Genomic DNA, 15,859 nt, shown 5'->3' with positions numbered 1-15,859 from the left:
GTGTTCCATTCCTCCAGGCCTTGATCATAGTTGCCCTGGTGTTCTTCGATACGAGCTTCCAGCGCGTTCGCGCGCTCGAAATTCTTGCGGTTGGATGCGTAGTCACGCTCGCACCGCAATTGATCGATCTGCGCACCAAGCTCGTGAAGCTCCGGCGGTCTTGAGGTGCCACCGATTCGTACCCGAGCAGCCGCCTGATCGATCAGATCGATGGCCTTATCCGGCAGGAACCGGTTGGTGACGTAGCGGTCGGCCATCTCCACGGCGGCGACAATCGCCTCGTCGGTGATCGTCACCTTGTGGTGGGCCTCCAGTCGATCCCTGAGCCCCCTGAGTATATTGATGGTCTGGTCAATCGTTGGTTCGGCGACGAACACCGGTTGCAGCCGCCGCTCCAGCGCTGCGTCTTTTTCGATGTGCTTCTGGTATTCGGCCAGCGTGGTCGCACCGACCAAATGCAGTTCGCCACGTGCCAGTTGGGGCTTGAGGGTATTCGCGACGTCCAGCCCGCCTTCGCCCCCGGTCGATCCGGCGCCGACAATGGTGTGCAGCTCGTCGATGAACAGCACAATCTCGTTTTGGTGGGACGTAATCTCGTCGAGGACTTGTTTGATCCGCTCCTCGAATTGACCACGATACTGGGAACCCGCCACCAGCGAGTTGATGTTTAGCTCAACCACCCGTTTGTTCTGCAACAGGTCCGGCACTTCGTTGTGAACAATTCGCTGCGCCAGCCCTTCGACGATGGCGGTCTTGCCGACCCCCGGCTCACCGATAAGAACAGGGTTGTTCTTGCGGCGACGGGAAAAAACCTCGATCAGGGTCTCAACCTCGGCCGCTCGCCCGATCACCGGATCCAGCTTGTCCTCGTTAGCCAATGCCGTAAGATCCCGACTGTACTTGTCCAGGGTGGGCGTGTCGCTTTGCTCCGGTAGCCGCCCCTCCTGCGCCCCCTTTCCGACCACCTGCACGGCCTTCTGCCGAAGACCGTGTGCAGAGAGGCCATAACGGTTCAGCAAGTCGCTGGCCAGCCCCTCCTCCTCGGACAGACCGATCAGAAGGTGTTCGGGACCAATATAGCCATGCCCGAGGTCTCTCGACGCCTGGAAGGCGCGCTGTAGCGCGGCTTTCACCCGTGGGGAAACTCCGATCTTTGTAGGCCCGTCCGTTTCAGGTTCGCTCGCAGCTTTGGGTGTCAGTTGCTCAATCTGGGCCTTGAGGTCCTTGGCCGATAGCTGATATCGCTTGAGGAGCGCCTGCACCACATCGTTATCGGCCAGCGCGTAAAGCAGGTGGCTGGTATCAATCAGCTGCGAACCCCACTCCGTCGCGGTAGCCGCGGCTTGCTGCAGAATCTGCTCGCTTTGCTCGCTAAGTAAGTCACCGAGGGCGACCGATTCGCTATCCTGCGGCCGGCCGTTCTCTCGACCGGCGACACTGCCAAAGCCGAAATCCTCGTCTCGCGCCAGCCGCTCGAAGAAATCGTCGGCGAGTAACCCGCTGCCAAACAGGATTCAAATGGAGAGGCGCTTCGTGCTCTCAGGCGCAAATAATCCGTTTGGCATACGTTGAGGGTGCGTCTTCGACCGGCTTGTGAAACGGTGACCTGCAGAGCCGCAGGGCGTTGCCGGCAGATATCGCATGATACTTGGGGTGATTGTTCCGCGCTCTGGCCCATATTGCCTCCGTTGCACCGTTGCGTATAGGAACGGCTAAGCCTTGGAGAGGGGGCGGAGCCCAGTGAAACTTGGGAGGGGGGCAGAGCCCAGGAGAAGCTTAAAATTTCAGTATAGCGAGAGGTGGATCGAAAGCAAGGCGGCATCGGTGAAACCGGGACAGAACTATTTTCACGAGGTCCAGCCTCCTACCGTCCAACTTCGGGCGTAGGCTGTCAGTTGGCCACTGCAGATGCCTATCGACGCGCTCTCCATCGTCGCCGGCCTCGTGGCGCTATTAGGCGTGGGCGTGCAGGCATGGCTGTGGAAGCGAACCCATACACGCGACATGGCCTACCCCGATTCGTGAACTCGCCCCTCATGATACTGAGCGCCGCCGACCGGGCGGGGCTCAGTGCTGTCAAAGACAATCATCTCGCCGAGATGGCGCTGGTCGTGCTGCTCGAACCGGCGGGATTGACCCTCGCCGCCTTGTTAGCCGAGTAAATGCGCGCGTGCGGCAGCAAAGCCATCAAGAATCGTGCTATGCGCAGCCCCGAGGCCTTCGACGCAGTAGCTGTTCAGAAACTGTCGGCCGGCAAAAAGCCTGCGGTCAGTCTCGGTCAGTTTGGCTTGCTCGCAGACCCCGTCCCATTCACGGGCTATCGTGACGATCTGGTTCTCGATGATGGCCTGGGCCTGTTGGTCATTGAGCAGGAAGTCCGGGGCGGCCGCGAGGCAGCTGTGCAGCGTACTCATACGGTTTTCGCCCTTGATCAGCATCGCCTGAGTCGCTTCGTTGCCCGTTCGCCCCTGCGGGCAAATGTCATAGGCCGGGGTCAACGAGAGCATCCTGCCGTCCCAGAACGCGGCATGGTTGCGGGCATGATCGTCCGTGTTGCCGCACAGGATATTGAATACGATCCGAGCGTAGAGCTCGCGCAGCGTTTGCTTCGGGTCGGTAAAGCGGTGACGGATGACTTCGGCAAGGTCTTCGTAAGACGCATAGCGCGCCATCATTTCATCAAGGCCAAGCATCGTCAGCGCTGACACCATCGCTTTTCGCTGCCAGCCAGCCCCTGATTTGATGCGATCAAAGCGGTCGATGAGCAGCACATCCTTGCCAGCCGCCGCGGTCATCGAGACCGGGGCGACATCGAGCTCACATGCAGATGCCAGCTTCATGGCGATGAATTCCGCCTTCACGACGCTGTAAATGTCCGTGCTCGACGAGAACTTGGCGATCATTTTGCGATCGCCATGGTCGATCAGGGCCTTCGGGCGGGCGCCGCCGATCGAGGTGCCGTGGTTCAACGCCTGATCGAGGGCTGGCGTCAGCGGAGCGCCCTTCTCGATCCGTTCAGCCGCTTCCAGCAACTCTTCATAAGACGCCTCGGCCTTGAGGCGAGGCACGTATTCTGTGGCGGAATGCTGAAAGTCGAGGGCGCCGATCCGGTCCGATCCCGATTCGAGCCAATAGGTGAGTTCGGAGATGTCGTCAGCGGCGTCGGCCTTGCCCCCCATCAGACGATTGATGATCACCCGGCGCCCCCAGGCATCGGGCGAGGCGTCACGCAAGCAACTGGCCATCGACAGGCCAGCGGTCGGCTCGATCAGGCCGCGGCGCAGGGGCAGTTCGGGATCATAGATCGGGATCGCACCATCACGCGCCAGGTAGCTGGCGCCATAGTTGAAGCTATAGCGATCGCCGTGCTGCGTGACGCGACCGGCCACCACGGGTTGTGTCTCTCCCGGCAACCAGATCCAGACATAGATCTCTCGTGGCTGCGTCAGCCTAGAAGTCATCATCGACCTCCTGCCTGCTCGGGCGAACCCGCTTCGGCAGCAGCGTCAGTTTTTCCTCGAGATGGGCGCCATGTATCGCACCTGCCCGGTCGTCGACATCGAACAGCCGCACGCCAACGAGTGTGGCGACCTCGAAGACGATGCCGATCTCGGTGCCGGCTTCGCCATTTTCGATGTTGCGGAGGGTCTTACGCGAGATGCCTGCGCGTTCAGACAGTTCGGCAGCGGTGAACTCCCGCTCCAAACGGCCAGCCTTGATCAGCTTGCCGAGGATCGAAAGTGCCTGCCTGGTGACGCGGGAGTAGCTGCGCGGCCGCTTCATTGCCATCTCGTCAAATTGGGCATTTCAAGACTCATTAGACGGATTGTGAGTATTCAGATGCTCACTATGATGCGGCCTGCGTGAGACCGCAAGAAAATGAGCACTTCACTACCCACAAAATCATGAAATGAAACTTTAAATATCCATTACTCAAGGCGACTAGCGATCATCGCCCGTCCCAACCGCGCTATGGGGCGCCGTCGGCGCCTCGCTCACTCGCCACACTCCTTGATACTGAACGCCCGAGGCGTCAACCCAGCAGCAGATCGCCCTCGATGGGAATGAACTGGCTCGCGGCCTGGATGAGGGAGTTCGCGGTGAGCTTGGGCACGCCGTAGACCTCGACGCGCTTGCCATGCACCTCGCGGATTTTCTGCGCCAGCAGATCAAAGTCGCCATCGCCGGAGGCCAGTACGATCACATCCGCCTGCGCCGCATACTCGATGGCATCGAGCGTAATACCTACATCCCAGTCGCCCTTGGCGGAACCATCCGCACGCTGGATGAACGGCTTCAACTTCACCTCGAAGCCGATCGTTCGCAGCGTGTTCTGAAAACCGCGCTGCTTCGGGTCGCCCTTGTCGGTGGCATAGCAGCGGGCAGTTAGCACCTCACGGTTCGTCGTCGCTTTCGCCCAGAACCGACGGTAATCGAAGTGTTTGCCGTAGGCTTCACGCACGGTGTAGTAGACGTTCTGGGTGTCGACGAAGATCGCGACGCTGGTCATGGGGCAGGATTTCCAGAGTGGTCGAGCGCCGGCGCATCACGCGAGCCCGGACGCGCCGACGGGCCGCTGCCGGCCCGCCGACGCGATGTCGACACGGTGCTGCTGTGGTCGAACTCGCCGCTACGCGACCAAGCCTAGCGGGCGAGTTCTTGGCGCACGATGGCCGCACCAGCGCTCAAAGCCTTCAGCTTGCCTTGTGCGACCTGGCGGGACAAGGGTGTCATGCCGCAGTTGGTGCAGGGGTAGAGCTTGTCGGCATCGATGAACTCGAGCGCCTTGCGCAGGGTCTCGGCGACCTCTTCCGGGGTTTCGATGGTGTTGGTGGCCACGTCGATCGCCCCGACCATTACTTTCTTGCCCCGGATCAGTTCGATCAGCTCCATCGGCACGTGGGAGTTCTGGCACTCCAGCGAGACGATATCGATGTTCGAAGCCTGCAGCCTGGGAAAGATCTCCTCGTACTGGCGCCACTCCGACCCCAGGGTCTTCTTCCAGTCGGTGTTGGCCTTGATGCCGTAGCCGTAGCAGATATGCACCGCGGTCTCGCACTCGACCCCTTCGATGGCTTTCTCCAGGGCGGCGATGCCCCAGTCGTTCACCTCGTCGAAGAAGACGTTGAAGGCGGGCTCATCGAACTGAATGATGTCCACGCCGGCGGCGGCCAGATCGCGGGCTTCCTGGTTGAGGATCCTGGCGAATTCCCAGGCCAGCTTTTCGCGGCTCTTGTAGTGGCCGTCATAGAGCGTATCGACCATGGTCATGGGCCCCGGCAGCGCCCACTTGATGGGCTGGTCGGTCTGCTGGCGCAGGAATCTGGCATCGTCCACGAAGACCGGCTTCTCGCGCGCCACGGGGCCGACCACCGAGGGCACGCTGGCGTCGTAGCGGTCGCGAATCTTGACGATCTCGCGCTGTTCGAAGTCGACACCGCTCAAGTGCTCGATGAAGGTGGTGACGAAGTGCTGACGGGTCTGCTCGCCGTCACTGACGATGTCGATACCGGCCCGCTGCTGATCGTGCAGGGAGACCCGCAGCGCGTCCCGCTTGCCCTCGGCCAGCTCCTCGTCCTGCAGTTTCCACGGCGACCAGAGCGTCTCGGGCTGGGCTAGCCAGGCGGGCTTGGGCAGGCTACCGGCCGTCGACGTGGGCAACAAAGTCTTCATGCAAAAGTGACCTTAATAACGGGTTGATCAAAGGATGTCGTTGGAACGGGCGATCAAAGGGAATAATCGGCCGACCACTGCTCGAGCACATGGCGGTAGGGTTTGATGAAGTGCCGCTCGGTGAACTTGCCCTGCTCGACGGCCAGCTGGCCGCGCTCTTCGCGGTCGTAGACGATGCGCGTCAGCGAGTAGTCCTGATGCTCGAGGCTCGGCTGGTAGATCTTGCCGGCCACCGAATTGGCGTTGTAGATCTCGGGGCGGTAGATCTTCTGGAACGTCTCCATGGTGCTGATGGCGCTGATCAGCTCGAGATCGGTGTAGTCGGAGAGCAGATCGCCGGAGAAATAGAACGCCAGCGGCGCGACGGCATGCGGCGGCATGAAGTAGCGCACCTTCAGCCCCATCTTGCCGAAGTAGAAATCCGTCAGCGAGGACTCGTCGTTTTCGTACTCCACGCCCAGCACCGGGTGGCGATTGTCGGTCTGGCGATAGACCTTGCTGCTGGAGACGCTGAGACAGATCACCGGTGGCTTGCCGAAAAACGCCCGATAGGCATCGGAATTGACGAATAGCTTGAACAGTTTGCCGTGCAGGTCGCCGAACCCTTCGGGGATACCGAATTCGGATCGCTCCCGGTTGTGCTCCGACAGCCAGACGCTGAAGTCGTAGTCGCGCACGTAGGACGAGAAGTTGTTCCCCACCATGCCCGGAATGCGCTTGCCAGCGTGCTTGTCGATGATCGTCGTCTTGAGCATTTCGATCGCCGGGAAGGTGTCGTCCTCGTCCTCGGCCCCCACGCTCAGCTCACCGGTGATGATGTCGAGCTCGACGGCATAGCGATCCGCCTTGGGGTTGTCCCAATGCGCCAGGGTGTTGAAACGGTTGTCGATCATTGTCAGGGCATTGCGCAGGTTATCCTCGCGACGCTCCCCTCTTGCCAGGTTGGCAAAGTTGGTGGTGGTGCGCGTGTTTTCGGCCGGGCGATAGTTTTCGTCGAACCGCACGCTCTTGATATCGAATGTGAAATCGTGACTCATCGCGAACAAGCACCCTGTTAATCGAGAGAGGCGCTGGCACCGTCAGAAGGCCCAGCGCCCCTCAATGCAATGTTTGCCAGCACGTGTTTGCCAATACCCTGTCTGGCGTATCGACCACAGGCGCTACAGCGCCTGTCGTCGAAGCGGATGCGCTCTTTATGCCAGAGCCTGTAGATGCATGAAAAGCGATATGATTTCAGCTCATCATGAAGAGGATTCATGATGCGACACTAGAGTGGACGAGCGACGGTTTTTTGGGATTGGCGGCGAGCATCGTCAGGTGGACGAGAAGTCGTTGGCGAGCATGTTCATGATCAGGCGAATCATCGTCTCCTTGTTGGCTGGATCGGATTCCGCGACCAGCAGCGTCAACGCCGCGAGACCGACATCATTAATGACCGGCTCTCCCGTCCCCGATAACAAACGCCCGTTGCGATGCAGGAAATCGACGAACAGAAAGGCCGCACTGCGTTTGTTGCCGTCGGCGAACGGATGATTCTTGATCACGAAATAGAGCAGATGCGCCGCTTTCGACTCGATGCTCGGATAGGCCGGCTCGCCGAAGACGGACTGGTCCAGATTGCCGAGCAGTGAGGCCAACCCATCGCTACGATCCCGCGCAAACAGCTCGGTTGCCTCTCCCCGCCCCATCAGTTCCGCTTTCAGTTCGTTCAGCGCCGATCTCGCCGTTTCCAACGAAGGAAGCTGACCGCCCGCCTGCACGTCAGGGTCGCTCAACAGCCCTTCGTCATAGCGCTGCAACAGCAGAAACGTCTGCGCATAACGCGCCACGATATCCACCAGCCCACGGCCGCCCGGCAGATCCAACGCCGAGCTGTGCGCCGCCTTGCGCACCAGCCCCATCGCCGCCTCCAGCTCCCGCGCGTTGGCCTCGAAGCGTTGCTGGTGCAGCGTCCAGCCCTGAGTCAGATGTTCTCGGAGGACACGCGTAGCCCATTGGCGGAAGCGAACAGCCCGGCGAGAATTGACGCGATAACCAACGGAGATGATGGCATCGAGATTGTAGTGCTGAATATTGCGGCGCACCTGACGGCGACCTTCCTGTCGAACTACTAAGAAATCCTTAGCAGTTGCCTCCTCGGTCAATTCCTCATCGTTGAAGATGTTCTTGAGGTGCATCAGCACGTTCTCGGGCGTGGTCTCGAATACCTCGCCCATCTGTCGCTGCGTCAGCCATACCGTCTCGCGGCCTTCGTCCAGACGCACGTCGACCGCCTTCTCGGCATCTTCATAGATCAGGATTTGTGGTTGTTCGCCCATATCCGTTTTGTTCGAGTAATTTCACTATCAACCGACGGTAACACGCCCGCTCGAGCGATACGGCATACCTGCGCTAATCGACGAGTCCGACAAGCACGATTACGATATAGAACCAGCGATCATGAACGCTATCAAGCCACCGGATCTCTTTGCCAAAGTAATAACGAAGAGCTCGCTGCAGAAGTCACCAATCACGTGCGCCGCGATCATGCAATGGTTCGCGAGGAACCCTCGGAGAGCGTTGCAGTACCTGGAGGCATCGGTGAATGGAAACACAGAGTCATCAACATCATGGGTAACTATCTTTAAATGCCTAGGCTTTGTCTGAAAACTGCCTGCGCTCGGCCATACGGCGTTAAAAATCGGCTCAAAGTACTCATTTACGACCTGTAAACTGGTACGCCAGCCCGGTCCGTTTTCGCCAATTTTGATTCGCTACGCTCACCCTTCGGGCCAGCCTTCGGCTGTTACTCCCTACGGTCGTTGCGCCTTGTCTAATCATCGCTCGCCGACTTTTCAGACGAGGCCTAGAAAATAGAGCCACAGGTCATCAAGATCAGGCATAGTTTTATAAAAATCACTTCATAATCCACAGCACAGTTCACAAACCAGACTCAAAAGCGGGCGAAAAATCGGTCAAATCCCGACTCCTCATACCTATGTTCTTCCCCAAGGAGCGCCATGTTTCTACGGCCTCTACCACTTCATTCCAGACTGCCACCGCCTCCTGCTTGTTCAACCTAAAGTACGGCGCCCCCTCCATGAGTATTTGCCGACTATCGATCGGGCCAGAGTCTTCGGTCAACCATGTCTTGCTTTCGCGATGATCGCCCGGCATGGGATTGAGATCGAATGCCGGAGCGAGACGCCAACCACGACGCCGAGCGTCATAAAGCAGCCCTGTATTACGCAGATGGTCGTCCGTGTTGCAAATGAGGAAATTAAAAACCAGACGTCGCCACAGCTCGTGAATGTCGGCGATAGGATCGGAGCCGGACTGCAATAATATGTCCACGAGCTCGGTGTAGGCGTGATCCTCGTCGCGTCCGCTCGTCTGCAGCATGGTAGCGACCGACACGTACGGGATGCGCCCTCCACCACCGGTACGGTCGAATCGGCGAATCACCGCCACAGCCGTGTCCTGGATGAGCTCCACACGCGCCGGCGCGGCACGAATGTTTGCCCGAGTCGCCAGGTTCATGGCCAGCACCTCCCCCCGAATCACGTCACGTTGGTCCGCCTGACTCGGGAACTTGCCTAGAGCCAACCAGCCATCGGTATCAAGGACCGTCGACTTCGGACGCGCGCCGCCCAACGATGTTCCCTGCCCGAGTAGATATTGCAGATCTTGAGTACTCTCCACACCCTCTTCCAGTGCCCGAGCAGCATGAAGAACCTTGTCCAGCTCCACCAGCGGCGGAACATGACGATGAACGCCCTCAGTGTGCAGATAGATACCGCGCTGAGGATCGAAAAGGCGCAAGGCCCCGACACGTGCTTCATCGTCGACCCAGGTGAGAAAATCGACCGGCGCCAACGGCGGGACGTCACGCCCCTGCTGACGCGACTTGGCGTGCGCGCGGCGGATAACCCGCTCCCCCCAGGAATCCGGCGCCGTGTCTTCCAACGCCCGGAAAAACACGCCCTGTGGATATTGGACTCCGGGAACCGGCTGCAGGTCTGGTGATACCGTAAAGAACCGCGGGTCCTGCAACCAGCGTTCGTCGTAGCGGAAGGCGCTGCGCTTTCCGCTGCCCAGGTACAGGCGTCCGATAAGTTTGCCATCCGTACCGAGATGGATGTCGAGATCCTGGCGTTGTGCTTTCCTGGTCGCCATCAAAAGCCCTCGAGCTCATCGCCACCAGTGGCACCGCCTTCTCTCCCCGACTCCTCCGATGGCCTTGCCTTCTGTTTTTTCCCACCGGCTGCCCGTACCCGTTGGGGCAACTGTTCCTGCGCCAGTTCCAGGCCTAATGTGTCTTGTTCCAGCGCCATGACCCTGACCACATCCTCGAGGCGACCAAGCACATGCAGGGCGCGTAGGAACGTGTGCAATGCGGTCCCAGGGTAACCATCTTCCATGCGTCGGACCGTACTGAGTGATGTCCCCATACGCTGCGCCAGGTCTTCCTGCGTCAATCGACGCATGCGGCGAGCCGTTGATAGATCATGGCCGAGATTACTCAGGGCACGCGCCACGGGAGGCGGCATTGCAACCTGGCTGCCAGAGCGATTGGAACCTGAAGACACCATACCCAAACCATCCAAATATGAACTATAGATTCTTTTTAAGATTCAAATTTGACCACCTCAACAGAAACAAATCAAGCGCAACGCTATACCAATATGCCATATTTGAACATTTATTGGATTTTTTACATCAAATATAGATGATTATGAATAATCCCAAGCATTGCAGCTGGCGCGACGACATTGAAAGCTTTGGCAGCCTGCCGGCTGGCCACTTGCCGCCTACGCCAAGGGACCCCCTGATTATGGAACGTATTCGCTCAGCCGCCGTCGTGAAAATCCGAATCGCCTCAGTGCATGACGACCATCACCGCCAGCGCTACCGTCAGCAGTAACAGGTACACCCCGGCATGAACGCGATCGGGAATGCGCCCGATCCCCAGCGATGCCAGGCGGATGCCGAACCACGACCCCACCGCCAGTGCCAGCAAGGCGCGCAGATCCACATACCCCGCATACCAGGCGCCCAGAGGGGCATCGCCGGCCGACAACAGCACATAGGTGGCGGTGCCACTGATCGCCATCGGCAACGACAACGGATTGGCCATCGCCGTGGCCGCCGTCATGCTGGCCCCTCTGCGGCGCATCAGCGGCACGGTCATCACGCTCCCGCCAACCCCCAGAAAGGCCGCAACGATACCGATGAACAAGCCTGTCACCGCCGTCATCAGACGACCCATGGGGCGCACCTCTCCACTCGCCTGGTGCAGGAAGCCCGGCCGCAGAATGGCGTCTGCAATCGTGATCGCCAGATAGCCGATGAACATCCAGCGCACCCACTCTCCACTCACCGACACCGCCGCGGCCGCCCCGAGCACGGCACCGATGGCGATATAACCCACCAGCGGACGCACCAGGCGCCATTGCACGGTTCGCCGCCGATGGTGACGCCATGTCGACAGGGAGGCAGCGAAGATCATCAGCGCGGTCGAAGTGGCGACCGCGATATGCATGGCCGCCTGCCCGGTCGCGCTATCCAGCCCGTGCACGGCAATCAACAAGGTAACCATCAAGGGAACGACGACGAAGCCGCCACCGAAACCGAACAGCACGGTCGTCACACCGGCCAGCCCGCCGCAGAGAAGCAATAGGCCATACATCGGAACGCTCCTGATTGAACTCAACGACAGGAACGATATTCCGATGAGGGGTGGCCGACATTCGTCGCCTGGCCAATAATCGTTGTATTTCGGCCACGCTGACGACAATGCTCAATATCCCTCTGGCGGACGTGGATCGCGTAGCCCGGCCCATCGTAGCCATCGGCACCGACTACAGTCCCGGCACCCTTCTCGACTTTCATACCCATCGCCGCGCCCAGTTTCTCTACGGCATGACAGGCTTGATGGAAGTGGATACCGATGACGGCACCTGGATGGTGCCGCCTTATAGTGGCGTCTGGTTGCCGGCGGGCAAGCGCCACAGGGTGCGGATGAACGGCGTCAGTACCCGTAGCCTGTATATCGAGCCCCACGCGGCTCCGCGCCCCTCCCCCGGTTGCGAAGTGCTGGTCGTGTCGCCGCTGCTGCATCAGCTGCTGCTGGCCTCCGCCAACATGCCCGCGCTCTATGATGAGAACGGTCGCGACGGTGCCCTCGCCCAACTTCTGCTGCACGAGCTCCAACTGGCGCCGTCGCTGCCGCTGTTTGCGCCTTTGCCGCACGATCCCGAACTGGCCAGCCTGTGCCGAAACTTTCTCGGCCAGCCGAGTATCCGTAGCTTGCCCGAGGAGTGGGCGCGGCAACTGCACCGCAGCCAGCGAACCTTCAATCGCCTGTTCCGTCAGCAGACCGGCATGTCCTTCGGCGTATGGCGCCAGCAGGCCTGCCTGATGGCCGCCCTCCCCAGACTGCTCTCCGGCAGTTCCGTTACCCGAACCGCGCTGGAACTCGGCTACGACAGCCCCGGCGCCTTCTCCAGCATGTTCCGCAAGGCGCTCGGCCAATCCCCGACCGCCTTTGTCCGCGCGGCTACTCGTCAGGGAGAGGAACTGCCCAACCATGGTTCGCAGACTGAAGCGTAGCCGCGCCCCAAGCTCACAACGTGCTAAGGACGCCTAGGCTAGCGGCCCTCAGTGCACTGACTCAACACTTCGATAATGGCGCGCGCAGGTCCCAGGAGACGGGTACACAGATAATTCTGTTAAATTAACCATTCACAGATAAATGATCTCCTTATTGTTTAATTAATAGAGCAAAAATCTTAATTAACAGCACATAGCCGATCTTATGGGAAGCGCTGATAAACTTCCATGCATGACGGCTCTGCCTCTCGGCGGAGTTTTCCGTATCCATCGGCAGGGAGACTTCCATGGCCCGCAATATTATCGTTCTGGGTGCCGGCATGGTCGGCGTATCCGTGGCCTGGCACTTGGTGCGTCGCGGTCATGACGTCACGCTGGTGGACCGCCGCGAGCCGGGGCTCGAGACCTCCTTCGGCAATGCCGGCATCATCCAGCGTGAGGCAGTGCGCCCCTACGCCTTTCCGCGCGATATCGGCACCCTGCTGCGGGTGCTGCCCAACCGCGAGGTGGACATCCGTTATCGCCCCATCGGCATGATGAGTGCGGCGGGCCCGCTATTGGACTACTGGCTGAACTCGAGCGGTGAGCGCTACGCGCGCATCGTGCGCGAGTGGGCGTCGCTGATCATGCGCTGCCAGGAGGCCCACGCCCCGATGATCGAGGCCGCCGGTGCCGAAGCGATGGTGCGCAAGGGCGGCTGGCTGGAGCTTTACCGCACCCGCAAGGAGTTCGAGGAACGCCAGCAAGTGGCCCAGGAGAATCACGAGCGCTTCGGGGTCGAGTATGAAATGCTGGACGCCGAGGCGCTCTACGCCAAGGAGCCGCATCTGGGCAAGGGGCTGATCGGGGCGATCCACTGGACGCAGCCCTGGATGGTCTCGGACCCCGGCGGCCTGGTGCAAGCCTACGCACGCAGTTTTGCCGAACAGGGCGGCCAGGTGAAGCAGGCCAGCGTCGAGGACGTGCTGCAGGTGGAGGGCGGCTGGCAAGTCAAGACCAGCGAGGGGGATCTGGAGGCGGAGGAAATCGTAGTGGCCATGGGCCCCTGGACCGGTGAACTGCTGACGAGGCTGGGCATGAAAGTGCCGCTGTTCGTGAAACGCGGCTACCACATGCACTACTCCGCCGAAAACGAGGCCAAGCTCAACCACTGGGTAATGGACGCCGAGAGAGGATTCCTGCTCGAACCCATGCGCGCCGGGATTCGCCTGACCACCGGCGCCGAGCTGGCCGACCTGGAATCGCCGCCCCAGTACAAGCAGCTGGGCGCCGCCGAGAAAGTGGCACGCAAGCTGTTCCCGCTGGGCAAACGCCGCGACAGTCAGCCCTGGAAAGGCGCCCGCCCCTGCCTGCCTGACATGAAACCGGTGATCGGCCCTGCCCCCGACAAGGCAGGACTATGGCTCGCTTTCGGCCACGGCCACCAGGGCTTTACCCTGGGCCCGGCCACCGGCGAACTGCTCGCTCAAATGATGGATGGCGAAAAACCCGCAGTGGATATGGCACCATTCCGCGTCGACCGGTTCTGAAGGTGAAGTTATAACGAAAACGGGCGCCCTTGAGGCGCCCCTTTTACGCAGATTTACGTACAGAGTGGAATTGGCATGGGGTGCTCACCACCCTTGATCCTTGGCACCCTTCGTCGCAGTAAAGCGCTCAACAAATTGTTACGGTGGTAAACGAAGCGACGAGTTACGACACCTTTGGTTTATCCGCCAGCAGGTCAGCTAACGGCCAGAAGCGGTCATTCAGCCAAAGCAAGTATAATGCTGCCAACAGGCGCAGCCGCAACGGAAAAGCTGTCTCGGTGCTTGGCCTTGTTAGAGGCTATCGCTCATAGGCCTCTCGTACATCATCTACCAATTGGGCACATTCCCGCAGTAAAACCAACGATGAACGAACTAGCCTTTCGTTCCGCCCTGGTTCCGATTCACCATCTGGGAGGTGTTTACCACCGTGAAATAGATTATTTCTCACGGTTCGAACCATCAGTATCAATTGCTGAAGTTTGCGTTGCGCTGGATCGATTTCGAAATCACGAAAGCGAACTCGCTCATCGTCAGCAAGGAACTGTTTGCGGGGAGGACAGTTCCAAATAAAGTCAACGGCTGACTTCAACTCCTCACTGGATTCAGCATGGAACCGTTCATGGGCCTCATTGGCAAATTGATCCCACGAGGCAGAAACATCGCGTCCATTCCGAACCGCGAATCTTGTCGCTTTTAGTGAATACTCCATCCGAGCGAACACCGCCAGAAACTCACACGCCAGCTCACTTGGCATATGAAGGTGCCGGAATGCCGTATCCATGCCTCTCCTTCTAACGCCTGCCATAAGCGGCCGAGTTAAGCAAGGTCTGGAGACAGAAGGGAGCGAACTTAATGGCCTGACCAGGCATTGGCTTCTCTTTCTTCGAGTAATGATAAAAGCTAAGAAATATATTTGTATCTATGAATACGTGCATATCTTTATTGCCTAACGCCGCGCTCTGCGGAAATTTGGGAGCGCCAGCGAGTAAATTTTCCGTAGCAGCGCATTATTATTCCTTTGCGCCCAAAATTACCTCTGCGAGTTCTCCGGCAATTTCCTCAATACTCTGCAAAGAAGTGTTTAGCGCGACTTTATCCGCAAGTGCTGGGCTAAAATTGATGACTTCACTCTTTGTTATTTTGTGCCATATCGGCAATATCATTTTATGTCCATTCATTTCCCGTGCAACCATCGAGTCAAGCTCGTACTGTGTCCAATTCTTCGAGCAAAAAGCAGACGATAGAATGACTGTTCCAAATCTCGAATTAACCAACCCTTGATCAATACTTTTTCGCAAGCTATCGCCAACTTTTAAAGTGAACTCGTCATACCATACTTTAACCCCAATATTTTCTAGCGTTTCAGCGAGCGGGCGAACAAATTCTTCTTTATCTTCTGAGGCATGGGATATAAACAAGTCATATTTCACAATGTGTGTAGGTGAAATATTTTGGGTGTTCGCCAACTCTTTCACAGGAGCAGCCATATTCGCAGTTTGATTGATCTCTGCTCGCAACCGGCGCTGGTATTCAAGCTGCTCTCTCTGATGCCTCTTTTCTATATCTGCTAATTTTTTCCTTTCTCTCTCGTCAGCAACGGCTTGCTTTTTACGTTCCTTTTCCTCTTCCTTAAGAAGATCTTGCTTGGCCTTGAGCAACTGCCCTTCTTTGTCGGATAGCTTTTTATAAAAGCCAGCTTTATTTACTTGTATCTTAGCTATCTCAGCCTGCTTTCTTTGGACTTCAGCGCTTTTGCTTTTCAGAGTGCTAATGCTAGTGCTGTTGGTAATACTCCTTTCAATTTGCCCAATCCGATTTCCACAATCAGACTCCTTTTTTGTCTCCAAGCTCATTTTGTGGTGGAGGTCTGATATTTCTTTTTGCAACCTGGCAATCAAACTTGAAACTGTTGAGATCGACATTCTTACTCCACTGCCCGTTTGAACATTGCAGAACAGGTATTAGGCAGCACCCGCGTTTTTCCACTTGGACGAGTGCGCGCGTTCAATGTTCTTATACCGTACCACCAACTTGCTAATTTAATTGAGCACTTTCCTTGCGACTGC

The 15,859-nt window shown here is 58.4% G+C and carries 14 protein-coding genes and 1 pseudogene; 3 read left to right on the top strand and 12 right to left on the bottom strand.

Annotation, left to right across the window (positions count from 1 at the left end):
* Positions 1 to 68: 68 nt before the first annotated feature.
* Positions 69 to 1,352, bottom strand: a pseudogene (locus R3F72_RS18635) (Clp protease N-terminal domain-containing protein); the annotation flags it as partial.
* Positions 1,353 to 2,036: 684 nt separating this feature from the next.
* Between R3F72_RS18635 and R3F72_RS05625 the strand changes: the two are divergent.
* A complete protein-coding gene (locus R3F72_RS05625; RefSeq protein WP_275425955.1) occupies positions 2,037 to 2,162 on the top strand; it encodes a hypothetical protein in 126 nt (41 codons plus the stop codon).
* Here R3F72_RS05625 and R3F72_RS05620 read toward each other — a convergent pair.
* The 9 genes from R3F72_RS05620 to R3F72_RS05585 all read right to left on the bottom strand — a co-directional run bounded on the left by R3F72_RS05620 (position 2,151) and on the right by R3F72_RS05585 (position 11,341).
* The gene (locus R3F72_RS05620; protein WP_087721023.1) at positions 2,151 to 3,461 is read right to left on the bottom strand and encodes a type II toxin-antitoxin system HipA family toxin; all 1,311 of its coding nucleotides are present in this window, start codon (positions 3,459 to 3,461) and stop codon (positions 2,151 to 2,153) included. The two genes, R3F72_RS05625 and R3F72_RS05620, sit on opposite strands and share 12 nt — an antisense overlap.
* Positions 3,451 to 3,783 carry a helix-turn-helix transcriptional regulator gene (locus R3F72_RS05615; RefSeq protein WP_087721024.1) on the bottom strand — a complete coding sequence of 111 codons (333 nt, stop codon included), beginning with the start codon at positions 3,781 to 3,783 and terminating at the stop codon, positions 3,451 to 3,453. Before R3F72_RS05615 ends, R3F72_RS05620 begins: the two co-directional genes overlap by 11 nt.
* Positions 3,784 to 4,033: 250 nt before the next feature.
* The gene (locus tag R3F72_RS05610) at positions 4,034 to 4,510 is read right to left on the bottom strand and encodes a LabA-like NYN domain-containing protein (RefSeq protein WP_110647476.1); all 477 of its coding nucleotides are present in this window, start codon (positions 4,508 to 4,510) and stop codon (positions 4,034 to 4,036) included.
* 134 nt (positions 4,511 to 4,644) lie between these two features.
* A complete protein-coding gene (locus R3F72_RS05605) occupies positions 4,645 to 5,673 on the bottom strand; it encodes a methionine synthase (protein ID WP_087721055.1) in 1,029 nt (342 codons plus the stop codon).
* Between the two features lie 53 nt (positions 5,674 to 5,726).
* The gene (locus R3F72_RS05600; protein ID WP_087721056.1) at positions 5,727 to 6,710 is read right to left on the bottom strand and encodes a DUF1852 domain-containing protein; all 984 of its coding nucleotides are present in this window, start codon (positions 6,708 to 6,710) and stop codon (positions 5,727 to 5,729) included.
* 276 nt (positions 6,711 to 6,986) lie between these two features.
* A complete protein-coding gene (locus tag R3F72_RS05595) occupies positions 6,987 to 7,991 on the bottom strand; it encodes a virulence protein RhuM/Fic/DOC family protein (protein ID WP_332779131.1) in 1,005 nt (334 codons plus the stop codon).
* Between the two features lie 601 nt (positions 7,992 to 8,592).
* Positions 8,593 to 9,828 carry a type II toxin-antitoxin system HipA family toxin gene (locus tag R3F72_RS05590; protein WP_332779130.1) on the bottom strand — a complete coding sequence of 412 codons (1,236 nt, stop codon included), beginning with the start codon at positions 9,826 to 9,828 and terminating at the stop codon, positions 8,593 to 8,595.
* Positions 9,828 to 10,202 carry a helix-turn-helix domain-containing protein gene (locus R3F72_RS18630; protein WP_087721062.1) on the bottom strand — a complete coding sequence of 125 codons (375 nt, stop codon included), beginning with the start codon at positions 10,200 to 10,202 and terminating at the stop codon, positions 9,828 to 9,830. Before R3F72_RS18630 ends, R3F72_RS05590 begins: the two co-directional genes overlap by 1 nt.
* 329 nt (positions 10,203 to 10,531) lie before the next feature.
* The gene (locus R3F72_RS05585) at positions 10,532 to 11,341 is read right to left on the bottom strand and encodes a sulfite exporter TauE/SafE family protein (RefSeq protein WP_332779129.1); all 810 of its coding nucleotides are present in this window, start codon (positions 11,339 to 11,341) and stop codon (positions 10,532 to 10,534) included.
* A gap of 107 nt (positions 11,342 to 11,448) precedes the next feature.
* On the opposite strand from R3F72_RS05585, the gene R3F72_RS05580 reads away from it, so the two are divergent.
* Both R3F72_RS05580 and R3F72_RS05575 read left to right on the top strand, forming a co-directional pair.
* Entirely contained in the window at positions 11,449 to 12,264 is an 816-nt protein-coding gene (locus tag R3F72_RS05580; protein WP_332779128.1) for an AraC family transcriptional regulator, read from the top strand.
* A 287-nt stretch (positions 12,265 to 12,551) separates the two neighbouring features.
* Positions 12,552 to 13,793: an NAD(P)/FAD-dependent oxidoreductase gene (locus R3F72_RS05575; protein ID WP_332779127.1), complete on the top strand. Its 1,242-nt coding sequence runs from the start codon at positions 12,552 to 12,554 to the stop codon at positions 13,791 to 13,793.
* Between the two features lie 298 nt (positions 13,794 to 14,091).
* Here the strand turns inward: R3F72_RS05575 and R3F72_RS05570 are convergent, their stop codons facing one another.
* Together R3F72_RS05570 and R3F72_RS05565 are read right to left on the bottom strand one after the other, a co-directional pair.
* On the bottom strand, positions 14,092 to 14,574 hold the full coding sequence (locus R3F72_RS05570) for a hypothetical protein (RefSeq protein WP_332779126.1): 483 nt from the start codon (positions 14,572 to 14,574) through the stop codon (positions 14,092 to 14,094).
* A 229-nt stretch (positions 14,575 to 14,803) separates the two neighbouring features.
* A complete protein-coding gene (locus tag R3F72_RS05565) occupies positions 14,804 to 15,715 on the bottom strand; it encodes a toll/interleukin-1 receptor domain-containing protein (protein ID WP_332779125.1) in 912 nt (303 codons plus the stop codon).
* Between the last annotated feature and the right edge of the window lie 144 nt (positions 15,716 to 15,859).

Source organism: Salinicola sp. 4072 (assembly GCF_036663415.1).
In the GTDB taxonomy this organism is placed as follows: Bacteria; Pseudomonadota; Gammaproteobacteria; order Pseudomonadales; family Halomonadaceae; genus Salinicola; species Salinicola salarius_A.
Note: the sequence above shows the minus strand (reverse complement) of the source record. Positions and strands in the feature narration are given on the sequence as shown.

Excerpts from the sequence above, each read along its gene's own strand:
- R3F72_RS05625 (WP_275425955.1), top strand. The coding sequence starts at position 2,037 with ATGATACTGAGCGCCGCCGACCGGGCGGGGCTCAGTGCTGTCAAAGAC.
- R3F72_RS05585 (WP_332779129.1), bottom strand. The coding sequence starts at position 11,341 with ATGTATGGCCTATTGCTTCTCTGCGGCGGGCTGGCCGGTGTGACGACC.
- R3F72_RS05570 (WP_332779126.1), bottom strand. The coding sequence starts at position 14,574 with ATGGATACGGCATTCCGGCACCTTCATATGCCAAGTGAGCTGGCGTGT.
- R3F72_RS05605 (WP_087721055.1), bottom strand. The coding sequence starts at position 5,673 with ATGAAGACTTTGTTGCCCACGTCGACGGCCGGTAGCCTGCCCAAGCCC.
- R3F72_RS05600 (WP_087721056.1), bottom strand. The coding sequence starts at position 6,710 with ATGAGTCACGATTTCACATTCGATATCAAGAGCGTGCGGTTCGACGAA.
- R3F72_RS05620 (WP_087721023.1), bottom strand. The coding sequence starts at position 3,461 with ATGACTTCTAGGCTGACGCAGCCACGAGAGATCTATGTCTGGATCTGG.
- R3F72_RS18630 (WP_087721062.1), bottom strand. The coding sequence starts at position 10,202 with ATGCCGCCTCCCGTGGCGCGTGCCCTGAGTAATCTCGGCCATGATCTA.
- R3F72_RS05615 (WP_087721024.1), bottom strand. The coding sequence starts at position 3,783 with ATGAAGCGGCCGCGCAGCTACTCCCGCGTCACCAGGCAGGCACTTTCG.
- R3F72_RS05565 (WP_332779125.1), bottom strand. The coding sequence starts at position 15,715 with ATGTCGATCTCAACAGTTTCAAGTTTGATTGCCAGGTTGCAAAAAGAA.
- R3F72_RS05580 (WP_332779128.1), top strand. The coding sequence starts at position 11,449 with ATGCTCAATATCCCTCTGGCGGACGTGGATCGCGTAGCCCGGCCCATC.
- R3F72_RS05575 (WP_332779127.1), top strand. The coding sequence starts at position 12,552 with ATGGCCCGCAATATTATCGTTCTGGGTGCCGGCATGGTCGGCGTATCC.
- R3F72_RS05595 (WP_332779131.1), bottom strand. The coding sequence starts at position 7,991 with ATGGGCGAACAACCACAAATCCTGATCTATGAAGATGCCGAGAAGGCG.
- R3F72_RS05590 (WP_332779130.1), bottom strand. The coding sequence starts at position 9,828 with ATGGCGACCAGGAAAGCACAACGCCAGGATCTCGACATCCATCTCGGT.
- R3F72_RS05610 (WP_110647476.1), bottom strand. The coding sequence starts at position 4,510 with ATGACCAGCGTCGCGATCTTCGTCGACACCCAGAACGTCTACTACACC.